The organism is Mycobacterium sp. 360MFTsu5.1, assembly GCF_000383495.1.
Classification (GTDB): Bacteria; Actinomycetota; Actinomycetes; order Mycobacteriales; family Mycobacteriaceae; genus Mycobacterium; species Mycobacterium mucogenicum_B.
The window spans coordinates 47,184-71,892 of the sequence record NZ_KB911465.1 but is presented as its reverse complement, the minus strand read 5'-3'; the positions used below and the strand labels follow the sequence as shown (position 1 = coordinate 71,892).

General features: G+C 68.1%; 26 protein-coding genes and 1 pseudogene. 13 read left to right on the top strand and 14 right to left on the bottom strand.

Annotated features, from left to right (window positions below; all coding sequences use genetic code 11):
• The first annotated feature begins 15 nt into the window (after positions 1 to 15).
• Genes H289_RS0110140 through H289_RS0110130 form a run of 3 tightly spaced genes read left to right on the top strand, consistent with a single transcriptional unit; the run spans position 16 to position 2,068 of the window.
• Positions 16 to 429 carry a rhodanese-like domain-containing protein gene (locus H289_RS0110140; RefSeq protein ID WP_020100672.1) on the top strand — a complete coding sequence of 138 codons (414 nt, stop codon included), beginning with the start codon at positions 16 to 18 and terminating at the stop codon, positions 427 to 429.
• A gap of 5 nt (positions 430 to 434) precedes the next feature.
• Complete coding sequence (locus H289_RS0110135; protein ID WP_020100671.1) at positions 435 to 1,664, top strand: O-succinylhomoserine sulfhydrylase; 1,230 nt, start codon at positions 435 to 437, stop codon at positions 1,662 to 1,664.
• Positions 1,665 to 1,675: 11 nt separating this feature from the next.
• Complete coding sequence (locus tag H289_RS0110130; RefSeq protein ID WP_020100670.1) at positions 1,676 to 2,068, top strand: hypothetical protein; 393 nt, start codon at positions 1,676 to 1,678, stop codon at positions 2,066 to 2,068.
• An 8-nt stretch (positions 2,069 to 2,076) separates the two neighbouring features.
• Here H289_RS0110130 and H289_RS0110125 read toward each other — a convergent pair whose 3' ends face one another.
• Together H289_RS0110125 and H289_RS0110120 are read right to left on the bottom strand one after the other, a co-directional pair.
• Positions 2,077 to 2,436 (bottom strand): YybH family protein, encoded by a 360-nt coding sequence (locus H289_RS0110125; RefSeq protein ID WP_155944099.1) that lies wholly within the window; start codon positions 2,434 to 2,436, stop codon positions 2,077 to 2,079.
• Positions 2,423 to 3,136: an SDR family NAD(P)-dependent oxidoreductase gene (locus H289_RS0110120; protein WP_020100668.1), complete on the bottom strand. Its 714-nt coding sequence runs from the start codon at positions 3,134 to 3,136 to the stop codon at positions 2,423 to 2,425. The genes H289_RS0110125 and H289_RS0110120 overlap by 14 nt, the downstream gene beginning before the upstream one ends.
• 121 nt (positions 3,137 to 3,257) lie before the next feature.
• Between H289_RS0110120 and H289_RS32345 the strand changes: the two genes are divergently transcribed.
• Positions 3,258 to 4,187 carry a LysR family transcriptional regulator gene (locus H289_RS32345; protein ID WP_081633367.1) on the top strand — a complete coding sequence of 310 codons (930 nt, stop codon included), beginning with the start codon at positions 3,258 to 3,260 and terminating at the stop codon, positions 4,185 to 4,187.
• A gap of 39 nt (positions 4,188 to 4,226) precedes the next feature.
• Here H289_RS32345 and H289_RS0110110 read toward each other — a convergent pair.
• From H289_RS0110110 to H289_RS0110090, 5 genes and pseudogenes are all read right to left on the bottom strand, one after another.
• Positions 4,227 to 5,147 (bottom strand): annotated as a pseudogene (locus H289_RS0110110) (YbfB/YjiJ family MFS transporter); the annotation flags it as partial.
• A gap of 178 nt (positions 5,148 to 5,325) precedes the next feature.
• Positions 5,326 to 5,739: a hypothetical protein gene (locus tag H289_RS33375; RefSeq protein ID WP_020100665.1), complete on the bottom strand. Its 414-nt coding sequence runs from the start codon at positions 5,737 to 5,739 to the stop codon at positions 5,326 to 5,328.
• Complete coding sequence (locus H289_RS0110100) at positions 5,736 to 6,446, bottom strand: flavin reductase family protein (protein WP_020100664.1); 711 nt, start codon at positions 6,444 to 6,446, stop codon at positions 5,736 to 5,738. Before H289_RS0110100 ends, H289_RS33375 begins: the two co-directional genes overlap by 4 nt.
• A 13-nt stretch (positions 6,447 to 6,459) precedes the next feature.
• Positions 6,460 to 7,299, bottom strand: coding sequence for an MBL fold metallo-hydrolase (locus tag H289_RS0110095; protein ID WP_020100663.1), 840 nt, complete (start codon positions 7,297 to 7,299; stop codon positions 6,460 to 6,462).
• A 12-nt stretch (positions 7,300 to 7,311) separates the two neighbouring features.
• Complete coding sequence (locus H289_RS0110090; protein WP_020100662.1) at positions 7,312 to 8,202, bottom strand: alpha/beta hydrolase; 891 nt, start codon at positions 8,200 to 8,202, stop codon at positions 7,312 to 7,314.
• Between the two features lie 99 nt (positions 8,203 to 8,301).
• Here H289_RS0110090 and H289_RS0110085 point away from each other — a divergent pair, with 99 nt between their 5' ends.
• Complete coding sequence (locus H289_RS0110085) at positions 8,302 to 9,105, top strand: helix-turn-helix domain-containing protein (RefSeq protein WP_020100661.1); 804 nt, start codon at positions 8,302 to 8,304, stop codon at positions 9,103 to 9,105.
• Positions 9,106 to 9,108: 3 nt separating this feature from the next.
• Here H289_RS0110085 and H289_RS0110080 read toward each other — a convergent pair whose 3' ends face one another.
• Positions 9,109 to 9,540: a PaaI family thioesterase gene (locus tag H289_RS0110080; RefSeq protein ID WP_020100660.1), complete on the bottom strand. Its 432-nt coding sequence runs from the start codon at positions 9,538 to 9,540 to the stop codon at positions 9,109 to 9,111.
• A 127-nt stretch (positions 9,541 to 9,667) separates the two neighbouring features.
• Here H289_RS0110080 and H289_RS0110075 point away from each other — a divergent pair, with 127 nt between their 5' ends.
• Positions 9,668 to 10,111: a VOC family protein gene (locus tag H289_RS0110075; RefSeq protein WP_020100659.1), complete on the top strand. Its 444-nt coding sequence runs from the start codon at positions 9,668 to 9,670 to the stop codon at positions 10,109 to 10,111.
• Between the two features lie 73 nt (positions 10,112 to 10,184).
• Here the strand turns inward: H289_RS0110075 and H289_RS0110070 are convergent, their stop codons facing one another.
• Positions 10,185 to 11,039, bottom strand: a complete 855-nt coding sequence (locus tag H289_RS0110070) for an SDR family oxidoreductase (protein WP_020100658.1) — start codon at positions 11,037 to 11,039, stop codon at positions 10,185 to 10,187.
• Positions 11,040 to 11,114: 75 nt separating this feature from the next.
• Here H289_RS0110070 and H289_RS0110065 point away from each other — a divergent pair, with 75 nt between their 5' ends.
• Complete coding sequence (locus tag H289_RS0110065) at positions 11,115 to 12,317, top strand: FAD-dependent oxidoreductase (protein ID WP_020100657.1); 1,203 nt, start codon at positions 11,115 to 11,117, stop codon at positions 12,315 to 12,317.
• A 61-nt stretch (positions 12,318 to 12,378) separates the two neighbouring features.
• Positions 12,379 to 12,696, top strand: a complete 318-nt coding sequence (locus tag H289_RS0110060) for a hypothetical protein (protein WP_020100656.1) — start codon at positions 12,379 to 12,381, stop codon at positions 12,694 to 12,696.
• A 12-nt stretch (positions 12,697 to 12,708) separates the two neighbouring features.
• Here H289_RS0110060 and H289_RS0110055 read toward each other — a convergent pair whose 3' ends face one another.
• Positions 12,709 to 13,446, bottom strand: a complete 738-nt coding sequence (locus H289_RS0110055) for an MBL fold metallo-hydrolase (protein WP_020100655.1) — start codon at positions 13,444 to 13,446, stop codon at positions 12,709 to 12,711.
• An 87-nt stretch (positions 13,447 to 13,533) separates the two neighbouring features.
• Here H289_RS0110055 and fgd point away from each other — a divergent pair, with 87 nt between their 5' ends.
• From fgd to H289_RS0110035, 4 genes are all read left to right on the top strand, one after another.
• Positions 13,534 to 14,544, top strand: a complete 1,011-nt coding sequence (gene fgd / locus H289_RS0110050; RefSeq protein ID WP_020100654.1) for a glucose-6-phosphate dehydrogenase (coenzyme-F420) — start codon at positions 13,534 to 13,536, stop codon at positions 14,542 to 14,544.
• 29 nt (positions 14,545 to 14,573) lie between these two features.
• Complete coding sequence (gene pta, locus H289_RS0110045; protein WP_020100653.1) at positions 14,574 to 16,643, top strand: phosphate acetyltransferase; 2,070 nt, start codon at positions 14,574 to 14,576, stop codon at positions 16,641 to 16,643.
• Positions 16,640 to 17,764, top strand: a complete 1,125-nt coding sequence (locus H289_RS0110040; protein ID WP_020100652.1) for an acetate kinase — start codon at positions 16,640 to 16,642, stop codon at positions 17,762 to 17,764. Before pta ends, H289_RS0110040 begins: the two co-directional genes overlap by 4 nt.
• Positions 17,765 to 17,844: 80 nt before the next feature.
• Positions 17,845 to 18,645: a cytochrome c oxidase assembly protein gene (locus tag H289_RS0110035; protein WP_081633386.1), complete on the top strand. Its 801-nt coding sequence runs from the start codon at positions 17,845 to 17,847 to the stop codon at positions 18,643 to 18,645.
• A 140-nt stretch (positions 18,646 to 18,785) separates the two neighbouring features.
• On the opposite strand, the gene H289_RS0110030 is transcribed toward H289_RS0110035, so the two are convergent.
• From H289_RS0110030 to glnX, 3 genes are read right to left on the bottom strand one after another with little or no spacing between them, the layout of a single operon-like run.
• On the bottom strand, positions 18,786 to 21,068 hold the full coding sequence (locus H289_RS0110030) for a serine/threonine-protein kinase PknG (RefSeq protein ID WP_020100650.1): 2,283 nt from the start codon (positions 21,066 to 21,068) through the stop codon (positions 18,786 to 18,788).
• The gene (locus H289_RS0110025) at positions 21,068 to 22,033 is read right to left on the bottom strand and encodes a transporter substrate-binding domain-containing protein (RefSeq protein ID WP_020100649.1); all 966 of its coding nucleotides are present in this window, start codon (positions 22,031 to 22,033) and stop codon (positions 21,068 to 21,070) included. The genes H289_RS0110030 and H289_RS0110025 overlap by 1 nt, the downstream gene beginning before the upstream one ends.
• Positions 22,030 to 23,346 (bottom strand): protein kinase G-activating protein GlnX, encoded by a 1,317-nt coding sequence (gene glnX, locus H289_RS0110020; RefSeq protein WP_029105045.1) that lies wholly within the window; start codon positions 23,344 to 23,346, stop codon positions 22,030 to 22,032. The genes H289_RS0110025 and glnX overlap by 4 nt, the downstream gene beginning before the upstream one ends.
• A gap of 142 nt (positions 23,347 to 23,488) precedes the next feature.
• Between glnX and H289_RS0110015 the strand changes: the two genes are divergently transcribed.
• The gene (locus H289_RS0110015) at positions 23,489 to 23,974 is read left to right on the top strand and encodes an NUDIX hydrolase (protein WP_029105044.1); all 486 of its coding nucleotides are present in this window, start codon (positions 23,489 to 23,491) and stop codon (positions 23,972 to 23,974) included.
• On the opposite strand, the gene thiE is transcribed toward H289_RS0110015, so the two are convergent.
• Positions 23,964 to 24,632 carry a thiamine phosphate synthase gene (gene thiE, locus H289_RS0110010; RefSeq protein ID WP_020100646.1) on the bottom strand — a complete coding sequence of 223 codons (669 nt, stop codon included), beginning with the start codon at positions 24,630 to 24,632 and terminating at the stop codon, positions 23,964 to 23,966. The genes H289_RS0110015 and thiE overlap by 11 nt on opposite strands.
• Positions 24,633 to 24,709 lie beyond the last annotated feature (77 nt).

Below are 24,709 nucleotides of genomic sequence, written 5' to 3'. Positions count from 1 at the left end.
GACAGACTCGCATCCGTGAGCTACGCGGGAGATATCACGCCGCAGCAGGCCTGGGACCTGCTCAGTGAGAACCCCGAGGCGGTGCTTGTCGACTGCCGGACCGACGCCGAATGGCGCTGGGTGGGCGTGCCCGACATCTCCAGCCTCGGGCGGGACGTTGTGTACATCGAGTGGGTGTCGAATGACGGCAAGCGCAATACCAGCTTCGTCGACGACCTGCTGGCCGCGGGTGTGACGCCCGGCGAACGGCCGGTGGTGTTCCTCTGTCGCTCGGGTAATCGTTCGATCGGTGCGGCCGAGGCGGCGACGGCGGCGGGCATCGGCCCGTCGTACAACGTGCTCGACGGTTTCGAGGGCAACCTCGATGAAAACCGGCACCGCGGTGGCAGCGGCTGGCGCGCCATCGGACTGCCCTGGGTGCAGTCGTGAGGGGCGTGAACGCCGACGGCGTCCCCTCGGTCCGGGTCCCCGCACCGTTGCCCGACGGTGTCAGCCAGGCGACCATCGGCGTGCGCGGCGGCCTGCTGCGGTCCGAGTTCGAGGAGACCGCCGAGGCGATGTACCTGACCTCGGGGTACGTCTACGAGTCGGCGGCGGCCGCGGAGCAGGCGTTCACCGGCGAGATCGACCGGTACGTGTACTCGCGGTACGGCAACCCGACCATCCAGATGTTCGAGGAACGGCTGCGGCTCATCGAAGGGGCGCCGGCCGCTTTCGCGACGGCCACCGGCATGGCGGCGGTGTTCACCGCGCTGGGTGCGCTGCTCGCCGCCGGCGACCGGCTGGTCGCAGCGCGCAGCCTCTTCGGCTCCTGCTTCGTGGTGTGCAACGAGATTCTCCCGCGCTGGGGCGTCGAGACCGTCTTCGTCGACGGTGACGACCTGTCGCAGTGGGAGGAGGCGCTGTCGGTGCCGACCACCGCGGTGTTCTTCGAGACGCCGTCCAACCCGATGCAGTCGCTGGTGGACATCGCCGCGGTGTCCGAGCTGGCGCACGCCGCCGGCGCAAAGGTGGTGCTGGACAACGTCTTCGCGACACCGCTGCTGCAGCAGGGGCTGGAGCTGGGCGCCGACGTCGTCGTGTACTCGGGCACCAAGCACATCGACGGCCAGGGCCGGGTGCTCGGCGGGGCGATCCTCGGCGACAAGGAATTCATCTCCGGCCCGGTGCAGCAGCTGATGCGGCACACGGGCCCGGCGATGAGCGCCTTCAACGCCTGGACGATGCTGAAAGGCCTTGAGACGCTGGCTGTTCGGGTCGACTACTCGAACCGTTCCGCGCAGCGCGTGGCCGAGTTCCTGGAAGGCGTGCGCGGCGTGAACTGGGTGAAATACCCGTTCCTGCAGTCCCATCCGCAGCATGACCTGGCCAAGCGGCAGATGCGCGGCGGCGGCACCGTCGTCACCTTCGAGCTCTCCGCTGGGGCAGGAGGGTCTGCGAAGGACCGGGCGTTCGAGGTGCTCGACAAGTTGCAGGTCATCGACATCTCCAACAACCTCGGCGATTCCAAGACGCTGATCACCCACCCGGCCACCACCACGCACCGTGCGATGGGACCGGAGGGCCGGGCCGCGATCGGTCTGGGCGACGGTGTGGTGCGGATTTCCGTCGGGCTCGAGGGCACCGAGGATCTGATCGCCGACCTGGATCAGGCGCTGAGCTAGGGGGCTGGGAGATGTCCAAGCAGACGGCGGCCAAGAAGGCCCGTCGCAAGAAGCGGCAGACCACGCGCAATGCCAACTGGCTGCCCGACGAGGTGCACGCCGAGGTCGAGGCCGTCGGGCGGCTCGCGGGTGAAATCCTGCCCCGCGGTTGGGTTTTCGATTCGGACTACTCCAACGACGAGTACCTGATCTGGTACTACCCGCCGTCAGGGTTCGAATCCACCGAGGACGATCCGCGTGAGCTGGTGACGCGGATCTGGGTCTCCGATCCGGACCAGCCGCAGCTCATCCTCGTCGGCACCGAAGAGGACGGCGAAATCTACAGCTTCACCGTCGAGCAGTTGATGGCGAACCTCGATGTCATCGAGGCCTACCGCGTCGGGGAGCCGGTCCCGCAGTTCTGATCTGCCCGTCAACCGATCTGCGAGACCTGATAATGCGCGATCTGCCAGCCGTTGTCACCTTGTGTGACAAGGACACTCAGATTCAGGCTGATCACTTGACCGTCGGGGAGGGTGAAGTCGGCGCGGGTGTAGGCCAACACCACGCCCGCCGCGGGTTCGCGGATCTCGTTGATGCGGTAGTCGACCGTCAGTCCGACCGGCTGGGAGTCGTAGTAGTCGAAGACGCCCTGGCGCCCCACGCTGTACGGCCGAAGTCCCTGGAATATCGCGTCTTCGGTGAACACCGCGGCGACCTGATCCGGCCGGTGGGCGGCGATGCCCGCCTGCCACTGGTCCAGCACCTCACGAACCGCTTCAGCGCCCGGCACTTTGACCACCATCCACGTGCAGGATCTCGCCGGTGACGAACGTGGCGTTCTCCAGATACAGAACGCCGTCGACGACGTCGGAGATGTCGCCCATGTGGCCGACCGGATGCAGCGCCGACAGGAACTCGTGGGTCTCCGGCGCATGCATCGGGGTGCGGATGATGCCCAGAGCGACGGCGTTGGCACGGATTCCACGGCTGCCGTACTCGACGGCCAGTGCTCGCGTCGCGGCGTTGAGGCCGCCCTTGGTCAGTGACGCCAGGGCCGAGGGCACCTGCGAGTTGGCCTGATCCACCAGGCTGGTCGAGATGGTGACGACGTGGCCGCCGTCGCCCTGGGCTTCCATGGTCCTGATGGCGGCGCGGGTCAGTTCGAAGAAGCCGCGGGAGTTCACGCCGGTGATGGCGTCATAGTCCGCGTCGGTGTACTCGGTGAACGGTTTGGCGATGAAGATGCCGGCGTTGTTCACGACGGTGTCGACCCGCCCGAAGTGCTCGACCGCGGCATCGACGAGCTGCTGTCCGACGCCCGGCCGGCCGATGTCGGCGGCGACGGTCAGGACCAGGGGATCGTCGCTCTCGGCGATGGTCCGGGAGTTGGCGACGACGGCGTAGCCCAGTTTGCGATAGCCGGCCACCAGCGCTTCGCCGATGCCCTGGGACGCGCCGGTGACGATCGCGACGCGGGTTGTTGTGCTCATCGGGGTGGTTCCTCTCGGTTGATGGTGCTGCCCTTAACAACCGCGGCCGGCCCGCGTCGATGCCGCTGCCGCGGGACTTATTCGCTTTCTGCTGAGAGGTTCTGCCTACTACGCTGTCGACATGGAGCTACGGCAACTTCGGTACTTCGTCGCCGTTGCCGATGAGCTGAATTTCGGGCGGGCGGCCGAGCGGCTGCACATCGCGGGTCCGTCACTGTCCCAGCAGATCAAGGCGCTCGAACGCGATCTCAAGGTGGAACTTTTCGATCGTGACCGCCGGTCGGTGCGCCTCACGGCGGCGGGCGCGTCGTTGTTGCCGCATGCCCGGTCCCTGGTGGCAGAGGCCGACGAATTCCGCAGGCGGGCAATCGGTTTGTCGAACTCCGAACCGATCCGCATCGGCTATGTCAACTGGTGCCCGACCGACCTGGCCGAACGTGCGGCCGGCGTCGCGCAGCTGCGTGTGGACACCTGGGTGATGCCGTCGCACGCGCAGGCCGCGCGGGTCGCCGAGGGCATCCTCGATCTGGCCATCTGTTGGGTGCAGACCGACGATCTGGCCGACCTCAAACTGGAAGCCCGGCTGATGGGGGTGGACCGGCTGTTCGCGCTGTGCGTCGGCGCCGACGACTCGCCCGTGCGCGCGAAAGACACTCTGGTGCTGGTGGATTCGGACACGGCGAGTTGGGAGTCGTGGAACCGCTACGGCGAGCAGTTCGCCGCGGACACCGGCGCGCGGGTGATGCGCACCGACGACGGCGGCGTCACGGGCCCGACGTTCTTCGAGCACGTCCGCCAGCTGGGCCGTCCGGTGCTCAACAATCCCAGAGGACAGACCGATGCCCTGCCGCGAGACCTGGTGCGCCGTCCGGTGATTCAGCCGACGCCGTTGTGGACGTGGTCACTCGTGTGGCGGCGGGGAGAAGACAACCCTGCCGTTCACGCTGTCGTCGACGCGCTCACGCGGGACGCCGCCGCTCTGGGAATCGATGACGCGGCGTGGCTGCCGTCCACTGATCCACATCAGCAGCGCGGCCAGGGCGGCGAGTAGCACGACGGCAGCGCCGGCGAGCAGCGCCTGCTGAAAACCGTTGTGCAGCAGGGGTGCCACCGCGACAGGCCCGACGATCTGGCCGACGGAGTAACCCGTCGTCAGCAGCGCGACGGCGCCGGGGAACTGCAGCGCGCGGCCCGCGGCGAGCGCCAGGGTGCTGATGCCGATGAAGGTGCCGCCGAACAGGATGGCACCGGCGAGTGCCGCTGCGCTGTTCCCGGTTCCCGCCCAAGCGATTCCGGTGGCCTGCAGCAGCAACGCGGCGACGAGCAGTGCGGCATACGAGAAGCGGCCGGTGAACCGCGCCCACAGCGCGGCCGACGGCGCGGCGGCCAGGCCGACCAACAGCCACACTGCACTGCCGAGTCCGCCAGGTGACTGCTGCGCGACCGCGGCGACCAGGAACGTGCCGGCGATGATGTAGCCGACGCCTTCGAGGGTGTAGCTCGCCATCAGCAACGCCAGGGGGCCGCGGGCGCTGCCCTCCTGTCCCGCAGGTGCTTTCGCAGTGTCGCCGGAGGTGCCCGGATGCATGTTCCACGCGAACGCACTGAGCAGTGCGGCCAGGCCCGCCGCCGCCCACCAGGCGACCTGCCAGTCTCTGGTGGCGGGCAGGGCCGCGGACAAGGCGATGCCGATACCCACGCCGCTGAACGCCCAGCCGGCGTGGTGGGCGGGATGCCCGTGATCCATCAGTGTGTTGACGGCGATCACGAAGACCAGCGCGCTGGCGATACCGGCCACCAGCCGCAGGGCGCCCCACTCGACGACGTTGGTGCTCAGTGTCATCGCCGCGAGCGTCACGACCAGGATCACGAGGGACGCCCGACACACGGCAACGGACCGGGCCAGCCGCGGCGAGACGGCGGCGCCCACCGCACCGATCAGATAGCCGACGTAGTTGGCGGTCGCCAACTGCCCCGCGGCCTGTGCGGTGAGGCCGGCGTGGCCCGTCATCAGCGGGAGAATCGGCGTGTAGGCGAACCGGCCGATGCCCATCGCCGCGGCCAGGGCCGCCGCGGCGCGGGCGATCGAGAGCCAGGCGGACGTGGGCATGCCTCATGGTGCGTGGCTCCGGCCGGCGGTCGCCAGGACCGGTCTCCTTGCAGCTGTGAGGAATTGCCTCGCAGACGGCTCAGCCGGCCGGGAACGGCGCCTGTCCGATGAAATGTTCGGCCGAAAGGACGCCGGACAGCCGATCCTGGATCTCCGCGGAGAACCGCAACACGGCCGGCAGTGGCCGGTGATGGATGGCGGCGTTGGTGATCTTTCCCGCGGCGTCGCGGTCCAGAATGGTCACGCCGCGGATCTGCATGCCGCCGAAAGCCGTTGCCCGCCACTGCAGATAGCTCGTCGAGCCGGCCTGCGCGGATTCGGTGAACTCCAGGGTTTCGTAGATCGAGCTCGCGGTGGCCATCACCGTGGCGACGAGGTCTCTGCCCTGGACGGGTGCCGCCAAGGCGGTGGCGTCCAGCACGATGTCGTCGGCGAACTCAGCCGCGAACGTGGTCTGGGACTGCTGCGCGAAACCGTCCTGCCAGCCGCTCATTTCGTTGCTCCTGACGCGGACCAGGCCGCGGTGTCGATGGGGGAGAAGTCGGTCGGCTTCCCGTCGAGGCGGGCGGCCCGCCGGGTGCTGAGCGTCTTCACGACGTCGTCGGGCAGCGGCGTCGTGAAGATGTTGTCGATCAGCGAGTATTCGGCGGCCAGGCGGCCGAACGCGCCCAGCGCACCGACGTCGATGCGTCCGTTCGGCAGATAGAGCTCGTCGCGGATGTGGATCTTCGTCACCCGTCCCCACACGACGTGGTCGGGCAGGGGCGGCATCGGGATGATGCGGTCCACCTCACACTCGAACGAGATCGGCGCCTCGGCGATACGCGGCGCCGCGATGGTCTCCGATGCGGCCTTGTGCAGGCCGAGGGTGTCGAATTCGTCGACGTCGTGGTCGAATTCGAACGCGGAGCGGTGCACGGTGTCCGCGTTGTCGATGGTCGCGATGTTGACGACGAATTCGCCGGTGTCGCGGATGTTGACGAATGTGTCTTTCAGCGTCACACCATCGGACCGTGGTTGCAGGCTGATGGACAGCACCGGCGGGAAGCGGCCCACGACGGTGAAGAACGAGATGGGCGCGATGTTGCCCACGCCTTCGGTCGAGGCGGTGCTGATCCAGGCGATCGGCCGGGGCAGGACGCTGCCGATCAGCAGCTTGTAGCTCGAGGTGGGATCGAGATCGGCGGGATCGATGACCATGGTGGAATGCCTTTCAGGACAGGAGGGCCAGGGCGCTGTACCAGACCGGCCCGACATTGAGGCGGTCCGGATACAGGCGGATCATGTAGTCGAAAAACTCACGCGGACTGGGCTTCCCGGCCAGCAGGCGCTGGGCGTCGAGCAGGTAGTCACGGGTCTCGTCGATGGCCGCGGGATCATCGGGCAGGTTCTTGTTCTTGTGTCCCGCCACCACGGCGCGGGGGTGCAGTGCCGCGACCGTGTTGAGCGCGCGCAGCCAGGAGCGGATGCCACCGTGGTCGCTTTCCAGCAGGTACTGGTGCACGCCGTTGTAGACCACGTCACCGGCGACGACCAGGCCGATCGACGGCACATGCAGCACGGTGGTGTCGTCGGTATCGGTGTGGCCCACCTCGATCGGCACGAGGTGCTGACCCTCCAACTCGAACCCGTCGGCAGGAACCTCCTGGTAGACAACGGGGCTGGGCGGGATCATGCCGGGAAAGTCGACGTCCCACATCTGGGCGCGGCCGGCCACGGCCTGCTCGTGCATCTTGCTTATGGTGCCCGCGGTCGCGTAGGCGACCGCACCGGGAAAGCGTTGCAGCAGAACATCGGTGCCGAACCAGTGGTCGCCGTGGCCGTGCGTGGCGTAGATCGCGGTCAGACGTCTGCCGGAGTGCTGGATCCAATCGCCGACGCGGCTGATCTGCTCGTGGGTGAACGGCGGGTCGACGAGGACGGCGTCGTGCTCGCCGAAGATGAGAGTGGACGACACCGGGGAGGACACGATGGGGCTGCCGTCGGGCAGGCGCTGTTCGCGGTGGCGGCGCAGGCCGTCGTGCACCAGCACGTTGTAGTTCAAGGTGGTCATGCTGAGGTCCTTTCAGGCGAGGTGTTCGGTGAACCAGTCGCGGGCGGCGCCGCCGGCCGTCGGGAATTGGTCCAGGTAGGGGGCGAAGTGCCCGCCGGCGACGGTGACGAGCCTCTTGGGCTCGAGTGCCTGCTGGTAGGCCTGCAGTTCCAGGTCGGTCATGGTGACGGTGTCCCGCAGCCCGACGACCATGAGCAGCGGCGTGGGCGAAACCCGCGCGATCCAGGTACCCGGTTCGTACATGCGGGCGGCGCGCGACGACCGGACCGTCATCGCGTTGTCCCACACCCCGTCCGGCACCGGCTGGGTGTAGAACGAGATGGCCTCCGCGGACCGGTATGCGGCGGGCACTGTCGGGTCGTCACCGACGACGGCCTGCACCGCGGGCGCTTCGCCGCGGAACTGGCGGCGGTCGTCGTCGATGAAGGCGGCCTCCAGTGCCGCCACGTGTTCCGGGGCCACACGCCGCAGGCTCTGCTGATAGCCGCTGATGGTCGGGACCTGCGCCACGACGGCCCGTAGCCGACGGTCGGTGGCGCCCAGCACGATCGCGTGCCCACCGGCGTAACTGGTGCCCCACAAGCCGATTCGCGTCGGGTCCACCCACGGGTGGCTTTCCAGGAACGAGATGGCGCGCCGCCAGTCCGCGATCTGCACCCACGGGTCGACGTCGCCGCGCGGCATCCCGTCACTGGCGCCGAAACCCCGGTGGTCGTGCACCAGGACGACGAATCCGGCATCGGCGAACAATTCGGCGAACCGCGCCAAGCCGTGTTCCTTCACGCCGGCGAAGCCATGGGCCATCGTGATCGCGGGGTGCGGACCCGCGCCGTGCGGAACGAACAGCCAGCCGCGCAGCGTCACTCCGTCGGCCGCGGTGAATTCGACGTCCTGTCGTTTCATGGTCCACGCTCCTTGTCTGCTGATATCCACCATCAGGCCGGGACAAGTTCTGTGGGAACGCCGCCGTGATCCTGGTATTGGCAGGGTTAGGCTCGAGCGATGGTGAAGGGGAACGCGCTCGGCGATTACCTGCGGTCTCGGCGGGAACAGGTCCGTCCCGAGGATGTGGGATTGATCGCCGGCAGCCGCCGCCGGGTGGCCGGCCTGCGCCGTGAGGAACTGGCGCTGCTGGCCGGCATCAGTTCTGATTACTATCTGCGACTCGAACAGGGCCGAGACACAAACCCGTCTCCGCAGGTTCTCGATGCCTTGGCCCGTGCGCTGCAGCTCGACATCAACGGCACGGAGTATCTGCACAAGCTGGCCAATCCCACCGGAATCCGTTGGGATAAATCAGAATTGGAGCAGGTCGCCGACGAGCTGGACGAGTTGATCGATCAGTTCCCGATGCCCGCGTTCGTGGCCAATCGCTACCAGGTTGTGCTCGCCGCCAACCAACTCGCCTGTGCGCTGGCGCCGGGTTTCCGTCCGGGACAGAACATCTTGGCGTGGCGGCTCCTGGACCCGGCGGCCAAGGATTTCTTCGTCGACTGGGATGAGGCGACGGAGATCGCGGTCGGTGGTCTGCGCGAGGTGACCGGTGGTCATCCCGACGATCCGTATCTGCAGCGCATGGTGAGTGAACTGTCTTCTGCCAGTGCGCGATTCCGTGAGCTGTGGTCGCGGGCGGATGTCGGTTACCGGGCCGGTGTCACGCACGTGCGCCACCCGGTGGTCGGGGAGCTCTTCCTGCGCCGCAATCGGTTGAACCTGCCGCATTCCGGTGGGCAGCACGTGATCACGTTCCGTGCCGACCCCGATAGCGAGTCCGCGAAAGCCCTTGAGGCACTCAGGGAGTTGTAGGTCTCAGCGGCGCAGGTCGAGGTTGTGCAGGCGCAGGCTGCCGCGCGCGAGGAGGCTGCCGTTCGCGTCGGTGATCGTCACGTCCCACAGCTGCTGGCTGCGGCCCTGTTGTACCGGGACGGCGCGAACCGTGGCAGTGCCGCCGGTGGCGGAGCGGACGAAGTCTGTGCTGTTGTGCACCCCGACCGCGAACTGACCGCGATCGGCCACTGCGGCGCTGGCGCCGATGCTGGCCGCGGATTCCACCGCGGTCGTGTAGACGCCGCCGTGCACGACGCCCCACGGCGTGTGGTGCTCGGGGCCCAGCTCGATGGTGCCGACGACGAGTTGGCCCGTCGCCTCGGTCACGTGAAGGCCGGCGGCGGTGAGGAACGGGCCGCCGCTGTTCAGCTCCGCCAGGCTGAGTGCGGGTGCGGGTGCGGTGGTTTCTGTCATGACTGCTCCTCTCGCAGGGTTCTGCTCCGTGAGCACCACGTTCGCAGAATTCGTTCCGGCGAGCCTGGCCCCCGTGGCCCCAGGATGCGTGGGAATTCCCCCGAGGTCCTGGGTGCTTTGATCCGGCATGGACATGAAATTCGAGATCGCGGTGCTGCCGGTCGCCGACGTCGACCGGGCCAAGGCCTTCTACGAGAAGCTGGGCTGGCGGCTGGACGCCGACTTCGAGACCGGTGCGGACTTCCGGGTGATCCAACTGACCCCGCCGGGGTCGGCGGCATCGGTCATCTTCGGCACCGGCGTCTCTGACGCCGTGCCCGGCTCGGTGCACGGGCTGCACCTGGTGGTCGACGACGTTGTGGCGGCGCGTGCGGAGCTTGTCGGCCGCGGCATCACAGTCAGTGAGGTGTTCCACGATGCGGGCGGTGTCTTCCACCGCGCCGGGACGGCCGGCCGGGTCGATGGCCCCGACCCGGAGCGCCGCAGCTACGCGTCGTACGCCTCGTTCGAGGATCCGGACGGCAACGGCTGGGTGCTGCAGGAGATCACCACGCGGTTGCCTGGGCGCTGACGCACCTCGAAAGTGAGGTTATGTGTCGATACCGCAAGGGATTTGGCACACAACCTCACTCTCGGCGGTGTGGTCAGTCTTTCTCGATGACACCCTGCGCGGCGTGCGCGCGTTCGGTGTAGCTCTGCCGCTTGGCGGCGTCGAATGTCATGAAGACGGTGTCGAGACCGAGCTTCTTGTTCATCCAGCGCCGGCCGCGCGGGCCGAGCAGCTGCGCGGCCTGGGCGGTGAATCGGAGTGCGGCCGGCACCGAGACGTGCGTCTTGGGCTTGTCCAGGGTCTTGACGATCGCCGCGGCGATCTCCTCGGGTTCGACGGGCTTGACCGCCATGGTCTCGGACGTGCCCGAGATCAGTTCGGTCCGTGTGAACGGCGGCATGACCACCGACACCTCGACGCCGTGCGGCGCGACCTCGTCGGCCAGTGCGGTGGTCAATCCGACGACGCCGAACTTGGTCGCGTTGTAGACGACCTGCCCCGGCAACGGGATGAGGCCGGACAGCGACGCGATGTTGATGATGTGACCGCGCCGGCGCGCGACCATCTCGGGCAGCGCCAGCTGGCACCCGGTGAGGACGCCGTACAGATTGACTTCCATCGCCGACCGGATGGACTGCTCGGTCTCGTCGAGGAACGGGCCGATGGGCATGACGCCGGCGTTGTTGATCAGGACGTCGAGGTGGCCGGCGCCGTCGCTGCGGGCCTTGTCCAGGAACACCTCGAAGGATTCGCGGTCGGTGACGTCGAGCGGGTATCCCGTGGCCGGGCCCAGTTTGACCAGCTCAGAGACGGCCGACTCGAGTACTGCGACGTCCCGGTCGCCGATGACGACGCGCGCGCCGCGGGCGAGAAGGGCCTTGGCGGTGGCATAGCCGATACCTCGTGCGGCCCCGGTGATCGCGATGGTCTTGCCGCGGATGTTGTCCATGGCCGCAAACTTTACACGTGTCAAGTTTTGAAATGAAGCCCCGATTCGGCCATCTCGGCGGGCTAGTGTCGGGGCATGACGCGCGTGCTGCGGACTCAGGTTTGTGTAGCCGGTGGTGGACCCGCGGGTCTGGTACACGCACTACTGCTGGCCCGCGCCGGGATCGACGTCGTCGTGCTGGAGAAGCACAACGACTTCCTCCGCGACTTTCGCGGCGACACCGTCCACCCCACCACGCTGCGCGTCATGCACGAGCTGGGATTCATCGACGAGTTCCTGAAGCTGCCGCACACCAAGATCACCCGCGTCTGCATGGACGCCGACGGCACCCTCCGGACCTTCGGCAGTTTCGGGGCGCTGAAGGTGCTGCGGTTCCCCGAGCCCTACATCGCGCTCATGCCGCAGTGGGATTTCCTGGACTTCCTCGCGGAAAAGGCTTCCGCCTACCCGGAATTCACGCTGATCCGCAACGCCGAGGTGACCGACCTGATCATCGAGGACGGCCGCGTCGCCGGAGTGCGCACGCCCGAACTGGAGGTGCGCGCCGATCTGGTGGTGGCCGCCGACGGCCGCAAGTCCGCGGTGCGCGCGGCATCCGGGCTCGCCATGGCGAGCGCGCACAGCCCCATGGACGTGCTGTGGTTCCGGCTGGGCTGGCGCCCCGGTGACCCGCAGGAACTGTTCGGCGTCATCCGCAAGGGTCTGCTGATGGCGATGATCTATCGCGGCGACTACTGGCAGGTCGCGTACCTCATGCCGAAGGGCACCAATCCGCAGGGCGGCTCGCTCGACGACTTCAAGGCCCGGCTGGTGTCGGTACGGCCGCAACTGCGTGAGCACGTCGAGGACCTGAAGTCCTGGGACGACACCAGCCACCTCGACGTCCGCGTGGACCGGCTCAAGACCTGGTGGCGGCCGGGGCTCCTGTGCATCGGCGACGCCGCGCACGCGATGTCGCCGGCCGGCGGCGTCGGCATCAACCTGGCCGTGGCCGACGCCGTCGCCGCCGCCAACATCCTGTGCGGCCCACTGCGTAACGGCCTGCTCGCCGACTCCGACCTGGCCAAGGTGCAACGCCGCCGCGAGTTGCCGACCCGCATCATCCAGGCCGGCCAGGTGCTGGCGCAGGACCAGTTCATCGAACCCAACCTGGCCGGTGACCTGTCACCGATCAAGGTGCCGTCGTTCGTGGGAAAGGGCCCGCTGCAATACATTCCGCCGCTGCTGGTCGGCCGCGGTTTCCGTCCCGAGCACGTGCGGACCCCGGACATCCACTAGCGGCTCACCAGAGGCTGCAGAATCCAGGTCGCGCCGGCGATCAGGTGGATACGCTTGATTTGTGCTCACCGGTTGGACCGTCGGGTGTCTGCTGCTGATCGCCGCCGTGCTGGTGTTGGGGGCCGGTATGGCGGCGCGCACGTACGTCGCCAAGACGCCCCAGGATAGCCCGCATCGCCGGCGCGCACGCGCGGTGCGCTGGTCCACTTTCGGCAAAGTGTTCTACGGTCCCATCAACCGTGATGCCCAGGGCAACAACACCTTTGACGACGAAGAGCTCGATCACATGCTCTTCCTGCCCGCCGTCGTCGTAGCCGGCGGACTGCTCCTGGCCGGGCTGTTCGTACTGTTCCTGGAACTGGTCAAACACGGCGTCTGACGCCGGCGGGTGTCAGCGTCGCTGCAACGCCAGTTCAGCCGCCTCCCGCACCGGGCCCCGCCACGCCGGCCCGTGGCCGGGCAGCAGCACCTGGGTATCGAGCAGGCCGAGCGCGGACAGGCTGCGTTCGCACGCCGCCTGATCGTGATTGAACATCTGCGGCAGCAGCTGCGGGCCGCCCTTGGTGATGACCGGATGGCCGGTGACCACGGCGTCGCCGGCGACCAGCACGTCGCCGAACACGTACGAGCAGTGCCCGCCGGTGTGCCCCGGGCTCGGGATCACCTGCGGGCTGCCCGGCAGCGTCACCGCGACGTCCTCGGTGAGGGCCTGCGCGGTCGGGATGCCCTCGCGCACCAGCGCGCCCTTGCCGACGATCTGAAGCGACCACGCCAGGTACCGCGGGTTCCAGGCCCGCGTCAGCAGGTCGGCCGGTGAAACCTGTTCCAGATACTCGCGTTTGGCGTGGCCGACCTCGGCACCGTGGCAGAACACCGGCGTGCCATGGGTTTTGGCGAACCAGATGGCCGCGCCGAGGTGGTCGACGTGCGCGTGGGTGAGCAGGATCGCCCGGACATCGCCGGCCTCGAAGCCCAGGTCGCGCAGTGAACGCAGGACGTCGTCGCGCTGGCCGGGAAATCCCGCGTCGATCAGGATCACCCCGCTGTCGTCGCTGACGAGCGTCCAGTTCACGAGGTCGGTCTGGGCGAAGTGGACATTGTCGGAGATCGCGCTCAGGGCTGCCGCCATGACGCGAGTGTAGGCAGAGTAGAAATGGAATTGCGCCCGCGAGGAGCAAAAGGGCCGCGGCAGAGGCGACGAACAGGAACGGGACTCATGGCTGAACTCAGACTGGGATACAAGGCGTCGGCGGAGCAGTTCGCCCCGCGTGAACTCGTCGAGCTGGCGGTCGCCGCCGAGGCGGCGGGCATGGACAGCGCCACCGTCAGCGACCACTTCCAGCCCTGGCGTCACACCGGCGGCCACGCCCCGTTCTCCCTGGCCTGGATGACCGCGGTCGGCGAGCGCACCGAGCGGCTGATCCTGGGCACCTCGGTCCTGACCCCGACGTTCCGCTACAACCCGGCCGTCATCGCGCAGGCGTTCGCGACCATGGGCTGCCTGTACCCGGACCGGATCTTCCTGGGTATCGGCACCGGTGAGGCGCTCAACGAGATCGCCACCGGCTACGAAGGCGAATGGCCCGAATTCAAGGAGCGCTACGCGCGGCTGCGTGAGTCGGTGCGCCTGATGCGTGAGCTGTGGCTCGGCGACCGCGTCGACTTCGAGGGCGAGTACTACAAGACCAAGGGCGCCTCGATCTACGACGTGCCCGAGGGCGGTATCCCGATCTACATCGCGGCGGGCGGGCCGCAGGTGGCGAAGTACGCCGGCCGCGCCGGCGACGGCTTCATCTGCACCTCGGGCAAGGGCGAGGAGCTGTACAAGGACAAGCTCATCCCCGCCATGCGCGAGGGTGCCGAGGCTGCGGGCAAGAACCCCGACGACGTCGACCGGATGATCGAGATCAAGATCTCGTACGACCCGGATCCCGAACTGGCTCTCGAGAACACCCGGTTCTGGGCGCCGCTGTCGCTGACCGCCGAGCAGAAGCACTCCATCGACGACCCCATCGAGATGGAAGCGGCCGCCGATGCGCTGCCCATCGAGCAGGTCGCCAAGCGCTGGATCGTGGCCTCCGACCCGGACGAAGCCGTCGAGAAGGTCAAGCAGTACGTCGACTGGGGCCTGAACCACCTGGTGTTCCACGACCCGCGGCAGGACCAGCGCCGCTTCCTGGAGCTGTTCAAGACAGACCTGGAGCCGCGCCTCCGCAAACTCGGCTGACGCGCGGCCGGGCTCGATAGGCTGACGCAGTGCCAGACGCCACCGCGATCTACATCGCCTCACCCGAAGGCGACACCGGCAAGTCGACCATCGCGCTAGGGCTGTTGCACCGACTGGCGGCCACGGTCGCCAATGTCGGGGTCTTCCGCCCGATCGTGCGCGCGGGGTCCGACCGCGACTACATCCTGGACCTGTTGCTCGCACACAGCACCGCAGGCTTGGAGTACGACGACTGTGCCGGCGTCACCTACCAGCAGTTGCACGACGACCCCGATGCGGCGATCGCCGACATCGTCGATCGCTACCACCGCGTCGCGGACAAGTGCGGAGCGGTGGTGATCGTCGGCAGCGACTACACCGACGTCGCCTCGCCCAGCGAGCTGTCGATGAACGCCCGCATCGCCGTGAATCTCGGTGCGCCCGTGTTGCTCTCGGTGCGCGCCGCTGATCGCACACCCGCCGAGGTGGCCCACGTGGTCGAGCTGTGCCTGGCCGAGCTCGCGGCCCAGCACGCCCACACCGCCGCGGTGGTCGCCAACCGGTGCGCCCCTGACGAACTCGCCGACGTCGCCACCGCGCTGCAGCGCTTCACGCCGAAAAGCTATGTGCTGCCGGAGGAGCCGCTGCTGGCGGCACCGACGGTGGCGGAGCTGCGCGACGCGGTGCAGGGCACGTTGATCAGCGGTGACGAGGAACTGCTGACCCGCGAGGTCATGGGGATGATGGTCGCCGGGATGACGGCCGAACACTGTCTGGAGCGGCTGCGGGAGTCCATGGCCGTCATCACGCCGGGCGACCGCTCCGATGTGGTTCTGGCCATCGCCAGCGCGCATGCGGCGGAAGGTTTTCCGTCGATCTCCTGCCTCATCCTCAACGGTGGCCTGCCGCTGCATCCGTCGATCGCCAAACTGGTTGCGGGCCTTGGCCTGCGCCTGCCCATCGTGGCCACCGATCTGGGCACCTATGACACCGCCCGCGCCGCGTCGACGGCGAAGGGCCGGGTGACGGCGACGTCGCTGCGCAAGGTCGACACCGCGCTGGCCTTGATGGACGAGCACGTCGACGTCGCGGATCTGCTTGCCCAGCTGGCAGTTCCGATCCCGTCGGTCGTCACACCGCAGATGTTCACGCACCAGCTGCAGGACCGGGCCCGCGCGGACCGCCGCCGCATCGTGCTGCCCGAAGGCGACGATGACCGGATTCTGCGCGCGGCGAGCCGGCTGCTCGCCCGTTCGGTCGCCGATCTCACGATCCTCGGCGACGAGTCGGCGGTGCGGGCGCGGGCTGCCGAGCTGGGCCTGGACCTGTCGGCCGCCGTCGTGCTCGATCCGCGCACCAGCGACCTGTGCGACCAGTTCGCGGCGCAGTACGCCGAACTGCGTAAGAAGAAGGGCGTGACCCTCGAGCAGGCCCGCGAGATCATCCACGACGTCTCGTATTTCGGCACCATGCTGGTGCACAACAACATGGTCGACGGCATGGTGTCCGGTGCCGCGCACACCACAGCGCACACCGTCCGCCCGGCATTCGAGATCATCCGCACCGCACCCGACATCTCGACGGTGTCGAGCATCTTCCTGATGTGCCTGGCGGACCGGGTCCTGGCCTACGGCGACTGCGCCATCGTGCCGGACCCGACGTCCGAGCAGCTGGCCGACATCGCGATCAGCTCGGCGCAGACCGCCGCGCAGTTCGGCATCGAGCCGCGCGTGGCCATGCTGTCCTACTCGACGGGCGATTCAGGGACGGGCGCCGACGTCGACAAGGTCAGGGCGGCAACGGAATTGGTCCGCAAGCGGGCGCCGGAGCTGTTGGTCGAAGGGCCCATCCAGTACGACGCCGCGGTCGAGCCGTCGGTGGCCGCGACCAAGATGCCGGATTCGCCGGTCGCCGGCCGTGCGACAGTGCTGATCTTCCCGGACCTGAACACCGGCAACAACACCTACAAGGCCGTGCAGCGCAGCGCCGGGGCCATCGCGATCGGCCCGGTCCTGCAAGGGCTCAACAAGCCGGTGAACGATCTGTCCCGCGGCGCCCTCGTCGAGGACATCGTCAATACCGTTGCCATCACGGCGATTCAGGCTCAAGGAGCGAAATGAGCGGGCCGGTACTGGTACTCAACTGCGGCTCGTCGTCGGTGAAATACCGCCTGGTGCAACCGGCTTCGGGCGAGTCGTTGGCCGACGGCGTCATCGAGCGGGTGGACGATTACCCGAAGGCCCTGCAGGAGGTCTTCGATGCGGTGAGTGCGGCCGGGGTGTCGGCCGGCGAGATCGCGTGTGTCGGTCACCGCGTCGTGCATGGTGGCCGGCGGTTCTACCGGCCGACTCTGATCGGCGACGAGCTGATCGCCGAACTCGAAGAGCTCGCGCCGCTGGCGCCGCTGCACAATCCGCCGGGACTGCTGGGCATCAACGCGGCCCGCAAGCTGCTGCCGGATGTGCCGCATGTCGCGGTGTTCGACACGGCCTTCTTTCACAACCTGCCCGCGGCGGCCGCCGAGTATGCGATCGACCGGGATGTCGCCGACAAGTGGCACATTCGCCGGTACGGCTTCCACGGCACGTCACACCAGTACGTCAGCGAGCAGGCCGCGCAGTTCCTCGGCCTGCCCCTCGAATCGGTGAATCAGATTGTCCTGCATCTCGGTAACGGGGCGTCGGCGTCGGCGATCGCCGGTGGCCGGCCCATCGACACCTCGATGGGGATGACGCCGATGGAGGGTCTGGTGATGGGGACGCGCTCCGGCGACGTCGACCCCGGCATCATCATGTATCTGTCACGCGCCGCCGGGATGTCGGTCGAGGACATCGACGTCCTGCTGAACCGCCGCTCGGGCGTATCGGGATTGGGCGGCGCCACCGATTTCCGCGAGCTGCACAAGCGCATGGATGACGGTGACGAAGCGGCCCAGCTGGCCTACGACGTCTACATCCACCGGCTGCGCAAGTACATCGGCGGATACCTGGCGCTGCTGGGCGGAGCCGACGTCATCACCTTCACCGCAGGTGTGGGGGAGAACGACGCCGCCGTCCGCCGCGACGCGCTCGCCGGGTTGTTGGCGCTCGGCATCGAGGTCGACGAGGAGCGGAACCTCTCCGCGAACCGCGGTGCCCGGCGGATCTCCACCGACACCTCACCGGTGAGTGTGCTGGTCATTCCCACCAATGAAGAACTGGCCATCGCGCGGGCCTGCGTCGACGTCTGCCAGGTGGACTGAAGGAACCTGCCAGGGTGGGGGCGTAGCTTGCGCTCGTGCCCTTACTGACCGGGACGTTCGACCCCGTAGACGTGGTGCTGATGCTGCTCGGCATCGGTGCGCTGGTGCGGCTGCGCCGACGCATGTCGCGGGCCCAGCGGTGGTGCTTCGGCATCGCCATCGCGGTCTGGGCGGTGGCCACCCTCAGCGCCATCGCGCTATATGCGCCATTGCTGTTCTGGGTGCGCGCGCTGCAGGTCCTGTTCCTGCTGTACCTCGTGCCGTTCTTCCTCGCGCTGAGCCGGCCGGTCTCGCTGATGGGAGCAACGCTCGACCCCGTGCTGAATTCCGTTGTCGCGCGCGTACTTCTGTCACCCCCGGTGACCTCCGTGCTGATGCTGGTGACGCCATGGCTGCTGTACCTGACGCCGTGGTACGTCGCCTCGATGACCGGCCCGCTCGCGTCGCTGACGCGAATTGTCCTGCTGGGTATCGGTTTCGGCTACTTCTATGCCCGCCTGCAGGTCGACCCGGTGCCGCGGCGGTACCCGCCGCTGTTGTCCATCGGCATCAGTGTGGCCGAGGGTCTCGGGGACGGCATCCTCGGGCTGGTGCTGTGGCTGGGCCCGGTGATCGCCTACGACTACTACGCGGGGCTGCATCGTGGGTTCGGCCCGAGCATTCGCCAGGACCAGAGCTACGGTGCCGGGATCCTGTGGATTCTGGGTGACGTCGTGGGCGTGCCGTTCATCCTGCTGCTGATGCGCGCCTTGGGTTCTGACGAGCGGCGCAAGGCGGCGGAGGTCGATGCCGAGTTGGACGCTCCCGAGCCGGAACTCGAGGCGCCGTCGAGCGGCCTCTGGTGGCAGAACGATCCGCAGCTGCGGGACCGCTATCGCTGACCCGGCTCTCCTCTCTTGGCATGTTCGATCCAGAGCCGTCAACTTTCCCTGACCGTCAATGAAAGCTGACGGCGCCAGTTCGAATGTGTTGCAGGACAGACGGCACCCGCGCGGCGACACGCCGCCGCGCCGCTCGCACGCTAGAACGTACTGATCGGCCGCACGTTGTTGGCCAGGTCCACGAGTGCGTAGCGGTGCGCCTTGGTCGGCGCCACGCGGGCCAGCCCGCGCAGGGAGGCCTCCACGCCGAGCCGGAGACCGTGCTCGGTGAACGGGAAACCGAGGATGTGATTGGTGCTGGCGGTGTGGTCAGCCAGCCAGTCCAGAGCCGTGCCGAGGACCAGCGTCCGGATCTGCAGCACGCGCGGTTCGGTTTCCGGCAACGCCTCCACTCGCCGTGCGGCATCACGGATTTGGCGTTCGGTGATCTCGGCGGTGGTCGGCGCCGACAGCAGCGTGACGGCGCTGGTCAGTCGTGCCGTGGTGAAATGCCGTGAGGTGGCCGGAACTTCGTCGAGGGTGTGCACCGCGGCCTCGCGGTCTCCGGCCAGCGCCTGTACCCGGGCCTGGCCGAAACCGGCTGAGATGATGCCGTTGTCGGTGTTCCACACCGTCTGATAGAAGGCCCGCTCGGCCTCCGATCCGGACAGTTCGGCGGTGGCCGCCAACGCCACCTTCGGCGCCAGTTCGCCCGGCAGCGTGTTGAGTACCTCGGTGAAATCCTTTGTCGCGGACTCGTAGTTGCCGGACAACAGTTCGCCCACCGCGCGGAACCACACCAGCCGCCAGTGCCAGCCGATCCGGTCGGCCAGGTTCTCCAGCTTCCGGTTGGCCTTGGCCACATCGCCGAGGTCGAGCAGTGCGCGCACCTCCATCAGGGGCAGCTCGACAGACGTGGACAGGTCCACACCTTCCGAATCGAGGGACCCCTCGCGGGCTGCGCGCAGCGAATCCAGGGTTTGCACCGGCTGGCTCAGCAGACTGGCCGACAGCACGGCCGCACCGACGTCGGCCGGGTCGACCAGGGGCACCTGCAGCGCGCGGACGATCTCTGGCGCCGTGATCTTCTCTGTGTGTGGCTGCCCGTCGATGTACACGTCGGTGTGGGCCACCAGCATGTTGACCCCGAATGTCGACCGGGACGGGCTGAACACCGACGACAGCCCCGGCCGCGGCGTCCCGGTGTCCTGGGCGACGACCTCGCGCAGCACGCCGAGCAGCTGCCCGGACATCTCCTCGGCGCTGCCGAACCGCCGGCGTGGGTCCGGGTCGATCGCGCGGCGCAACAACCGGGCGAACGAATCGTATTGGAGCAGAATCGGATCGTCCTCGGGCAGCCCGTCGACGTAGCGGCCTTTGTCGGTCTTGAGGTTCAGCGTCAGGGCTGCGAGGGTGCGGCCGACGGTGTAGATGTCGGTGACGACCGTCGGCCCGGTGCGGACGATCTCCGGCGCCTGGTAACCCGGTGTGCCGTAGAGGAATCCGAACGAGTTGATGCGCGACACCGCGCCGAGGTCGATGAGCTTGAGTTGCTCCTCGGTGAGCATGATGTTCTCGGGTTTGAGGTCGTTGTAGACGAGCCCGACCGAATGCAGGTAGCCCAGTGCCGGCAGGATCTCCAGCATGTACGCAATGGCCTGTGCCACCGGCAGTTTGGCGCCTTTGGATGGCTTCAGTGAGGTGCCGCCGACGTACTCCATCACGATGTAGCCCACCGGGTCACCGTGCTTGTCGGCGTGCTCGACGAAGTTGAAGATCTTCACGATCGCCGGATGGGTGACCTCGGCCAGGAACTGTCGCTCGGCCATGGCGATGGCCTGCGCCTCGGCGTCACCGGAATGCACCAGGCCTTTCAGCACCACCGGCCGGTTGTTGACGTTGGTGTCCAGCGCCAGGTAGATCCAGCCCAGTCCACCGTGGGCGATGCAGCCCTTGACCTCGTACTGGTCGGCCACCATGGTGCCCGGACTCAGTTGCGGCAGAAACGAATACGCGGCGCCGCAGTGCGGGCAGGAGCCTTCCGACTGGCCGGGTTCGCCGTTCTCGGAGCGGCCGACCGGCTTGCCGCAGGACCAACAGAACCGTTTGGCCTCGGCCACCACGGGATCGGTCATCAACGCGGCGAGCGGATCCTGGTCCACCACCCGCGGCACCTCGACCAGACCGCCGCCCAGGCGCCGGACGGGGGAGACCCGGGTGGTCGCGGTGACGACGCTGGTCGCTCCCGAATCCCGTTGAGAGGGCACGGATCGCGCCTCCACCGGAATGCTGATCGAGTCGTCGAACAGTGGCCGGAACACCGCTTGCGTGCCCATCGGCCGCATCGTGGCCAGCGAATCCCACGTCACCTCGACGGCCTGGGTGCCCGGGTCGGTGTCGGGGCCCGAATCCACCGGGCCTGTCGTCGCTTCGCTTTCGGACATCAGTCGCTGTACCTCGGTACGGGCGGGTTCGGCGTCGAGCCCAGCACGGTCAACCACTTGCGGTACAAGGTGTTCCACGTGCCGTCGCGGCGAATCCGCTCCAACGTCCCGTTGACGAACCGCACCAGCCCGGTGTTGTTGAGGTTGATGCCGATGCCGTAGGGCTCCTCGGCCATGTTGGGGCCGACGATGTGCAGGTACGGGTCCTGCGCCACCAGGCCGGCCAGGATCGCGTCATCGGTCGACACGGCGTCGGCCTGCCGCTGCTGCAACGCCACCAGGCAGTCCGCCCAGGTCACCGCTTCCACGAGGACCGGCGGCGGGGTGATGCGCTGCAGGCGTGCCTTCGAGGTGGTGGCCTTCACGACGCACACCCGCTTGCCCGGCAGATCCGTGGCTCGGCGGATGTCGGAGGTGCGGGTGGTGAGGATCCGTTGTTTGGCCGAGAAGTACTCGGCCGAGAAGTTGACGAGCTTGCGCCGGTCGCAGGTGATGCTCATGGTCTTCACCACGATGTCGACGAGGTTGTGCTGCAGCGCCGAGATCCGGTCGTTGTCCGACAGGATCCGGTACTCGACCTGGGACGGGGTGCCGAAGATGTCGCGGGCCACCTCACCGGCGATGTCGACGTCGAATCCGGTGATCTGTCCGGTGATCGGGTCACGGAACGTGAACAGATTGCTGCCGATGTCGAGGCCGACGATCAGCCGGCCGCGCTCCTTGATGTTGGTGACGGCCGCCGCGGCGGCCTCGGGCGTCGGGAACGGCCGCAGGCTCGCGGTGCAGTCCGACTTGTCCTCCGGGCCCAGGTCCGGAACCGCGGTCTGCACCTCCATGCCCGCGGGTGTCGGCGGCGCGATGGTGATGTTCTGCGGCGCGACGGGCGGTGGGGCCTCGCCGCAGCCGGCGGCCACCAGCACCGTGACCATCGCCAGGACCAACCGGGAACGCATCGTGAAACTCATCGGTATTCACTCAACCTCGGCCACAGCCCGAGCGCCACTGCGAGTGCCGCAGCGAGGCTCAATGCCGCCGCGCCGACCGTCGCGCCGGACAGGGCCTGGCGCCCGTTCAGGATGTCGCTGCGCAGCTGCTTGCGACTTTCGTCGATGGCCTTCGAAAGGGCTTCGTCGAGCTTGTCGAAGGCCGGCGTCGAATCGTCTTCGCTGGTGCCCAGGGCCACTTGGGTGGCGGACTGGTAATTGCCGGTGGAGATGTAGGCGTTGATCCGGTCGTCGGCGGCGCGCCAGCGGCGGATCAGCTGATCGGCGCCCGACAGGTCGTTCTTGCCGATCGCGTCGGGGCGCCGCATGTACTCCGCCAGCCGCCGTTGGAGATCGTCGACGCGGTGGTAGTAGGACTGCTTGCGGACGCTCTCGTCGCCGCGCCGGATCAGCGACAGCGTCTCGTCCGCGCGGGCCTGCTGCGCCGTGATGGCCATGCTCGTCACGGTTTGCAGCGACGCGGCGGCGTTGCGGGCATGCCGGGTGTCCGTGGTCGAGATGATGAGGGTCGCCCCGATCCAGATGATCATGATCAGCACCGCCATGCCGCCGGCGACGAAACCGATGTTGACGCGACGGCGGGTGTGCTGGGCCAGCCAGCGGTTCGAGAAGAAGCCGAACATCAGCGTCGCCGCGACCACGAGGATCACCGGCGCGGGCACCTGCGACGAGCCGCTGGTCTCCGAGTTCACGCGCGCCGACGTGTTCTCGTAGAGCCGCTGGGCGTCGGGCAGGATCTGCGTCTGCATCAGCCACGAGGCCTCGGACAGGTACGACGAACCCACCGGGTTGCCCGCGCGGTTGTTGGTCCGGGCCGTCTCCACCAGGCCGGTGTAGACCGCCAGCTCGGCATTGATGTGCCCGAGCACTTTCACCATGGGTTCGTCGGTCAGGCCGCTGGACGCGGCGGTGACCGCGACCGCGGCGTCGGTGATGGCCTGCTCGTAGCGCTGCCGGACATCCACCGGCTCCGAACCCGCGATGAAGGCGGTGGCGGCGGCGGCGTCGGCGACCGACAGCGTGGTGTAGAGCTGGCCGGCCGCGAACGCCAGTGGCTCGGTGTGGTCGAGCACCGTGGTCAGGGCCTGCTGGCGGGCGTGGATCGTGGTCGAGGTCGCGAAGGCGCAGGCCAGGACCAGGCTGGCGAGCATCAACCCGATCAGCAGGATGCGGCCGGGCGTGGTCCACATGAACCACCATCGAGTGTGCGCGGGGGTCCCGGGCGTCCGAGACACCACGGGCTCGGTCGAAGGGTGCGCCAACTCCACCGTCACGTGTGCGCCGACCTCAACTTTCCTGACCCGTTGACCCTGCCGAACTCGTTTAATAGAAGTCTAAGAGCTTGCGGCGCGTAGGGGGTGGATTCCCGGTCGGCCCGGTGCCCAAATCTTCCGCGAAGTCCTTATTGTGGGTTTCGTGCAGGGCGACGGTGACGGATGGGTGCTCGCGGCTGACGGCTCCCACTTCTGGGGTCGCCACGGCGCGGCCGGACTTCTGCTGCGGGCGCCGCAGCCGGGTGGCGGAGCGGCGGTGCTGCTGCAGTACCGCGCGCCGTGGAGCCATCAAGGCGGTACCTGGGCACTGCCGGGTGGGGCGCGCGACAGCCACGAGACGGTCGAGGAGGCCGCGGTCCGCGAGGCCTACGAAGAGGCCGGCCTGCTGGCCGAACAGCTGACGGTCAGGACCACCGTCGTCACCGCGATCGCGCTCGGTGAGGTGTGGACCTACACCACGGTGATCGCCGACGCGCCCGAACAACTCGAGACGGTGCCCAACCGGGAGAGCGTCGAGCTGCGGTGGGTCTCCGAGGACGACGTCGCGTCGCTGCCGCTGCATCCCGGATTCGCCGCCAGCTGGGAACAGCTGCGCAGCGTGACGGCGGGTATCCCGCTCAGTTCGTAGGCAGCGCCTGCTTGAGTGCCCGGGCCGCCGCGGCCGGGTCGTCGGCAGCGGTGATCGCCCGGACCACGACGATGCGCCGCGCACCGGCGGCCACCACCTCGGGGACACGCGACAGGTCGATGCCACCGATGGCGAACCACGGTTTGTCGGTGCCGGTGGCGGCCGCCGCCCGGACCAGATCCAGGCCCGGCGCGGTGCGGCCCGGCTTGGTCGGCGTCGGCCAGCACGGGCCGACGCAGAAGTAGTCGACATCCTCGGTCACCGAGACCGCCAGCTGCTGCTCGTCGTGCGTCGAGCGGCCGAACAACGGATCCGGCCCGACGATCTCGCGGGCCAGCGGCAGCGGCAGATCGTCCTGGCCCAGGTGCAGCACGTCGGCGTGCGCGCCGCGGGCGATGTCAGCTCGGTCGTTCACCGCGAACAGCGCGCCGTGCCGGCGTGCCGCGTCGGCGAGCACCTCGAGCGCTTCCAGTTCCTGCTTGGCCTCGAGCGGGCCGAACTGTGCTTCACCGGCCGAGCCCTTGTCCCGCAACTGGATGATGTCCACGCCACCGGCGAGTGCCGCGTCGGCGAACTCGGCCAGGTCACCACGCTCCCGGCGGGCGTCGGTGCACAGATAGAGGGACGCGGACTGCAGACGCTGGGTGGCTTTAGACACAGCGCGACGGTAACGACTACCGTGGACGCCGCAACACGGGAGTCCCAGGACCGGGGGCTGAGAGTGGGGTCGCCTGC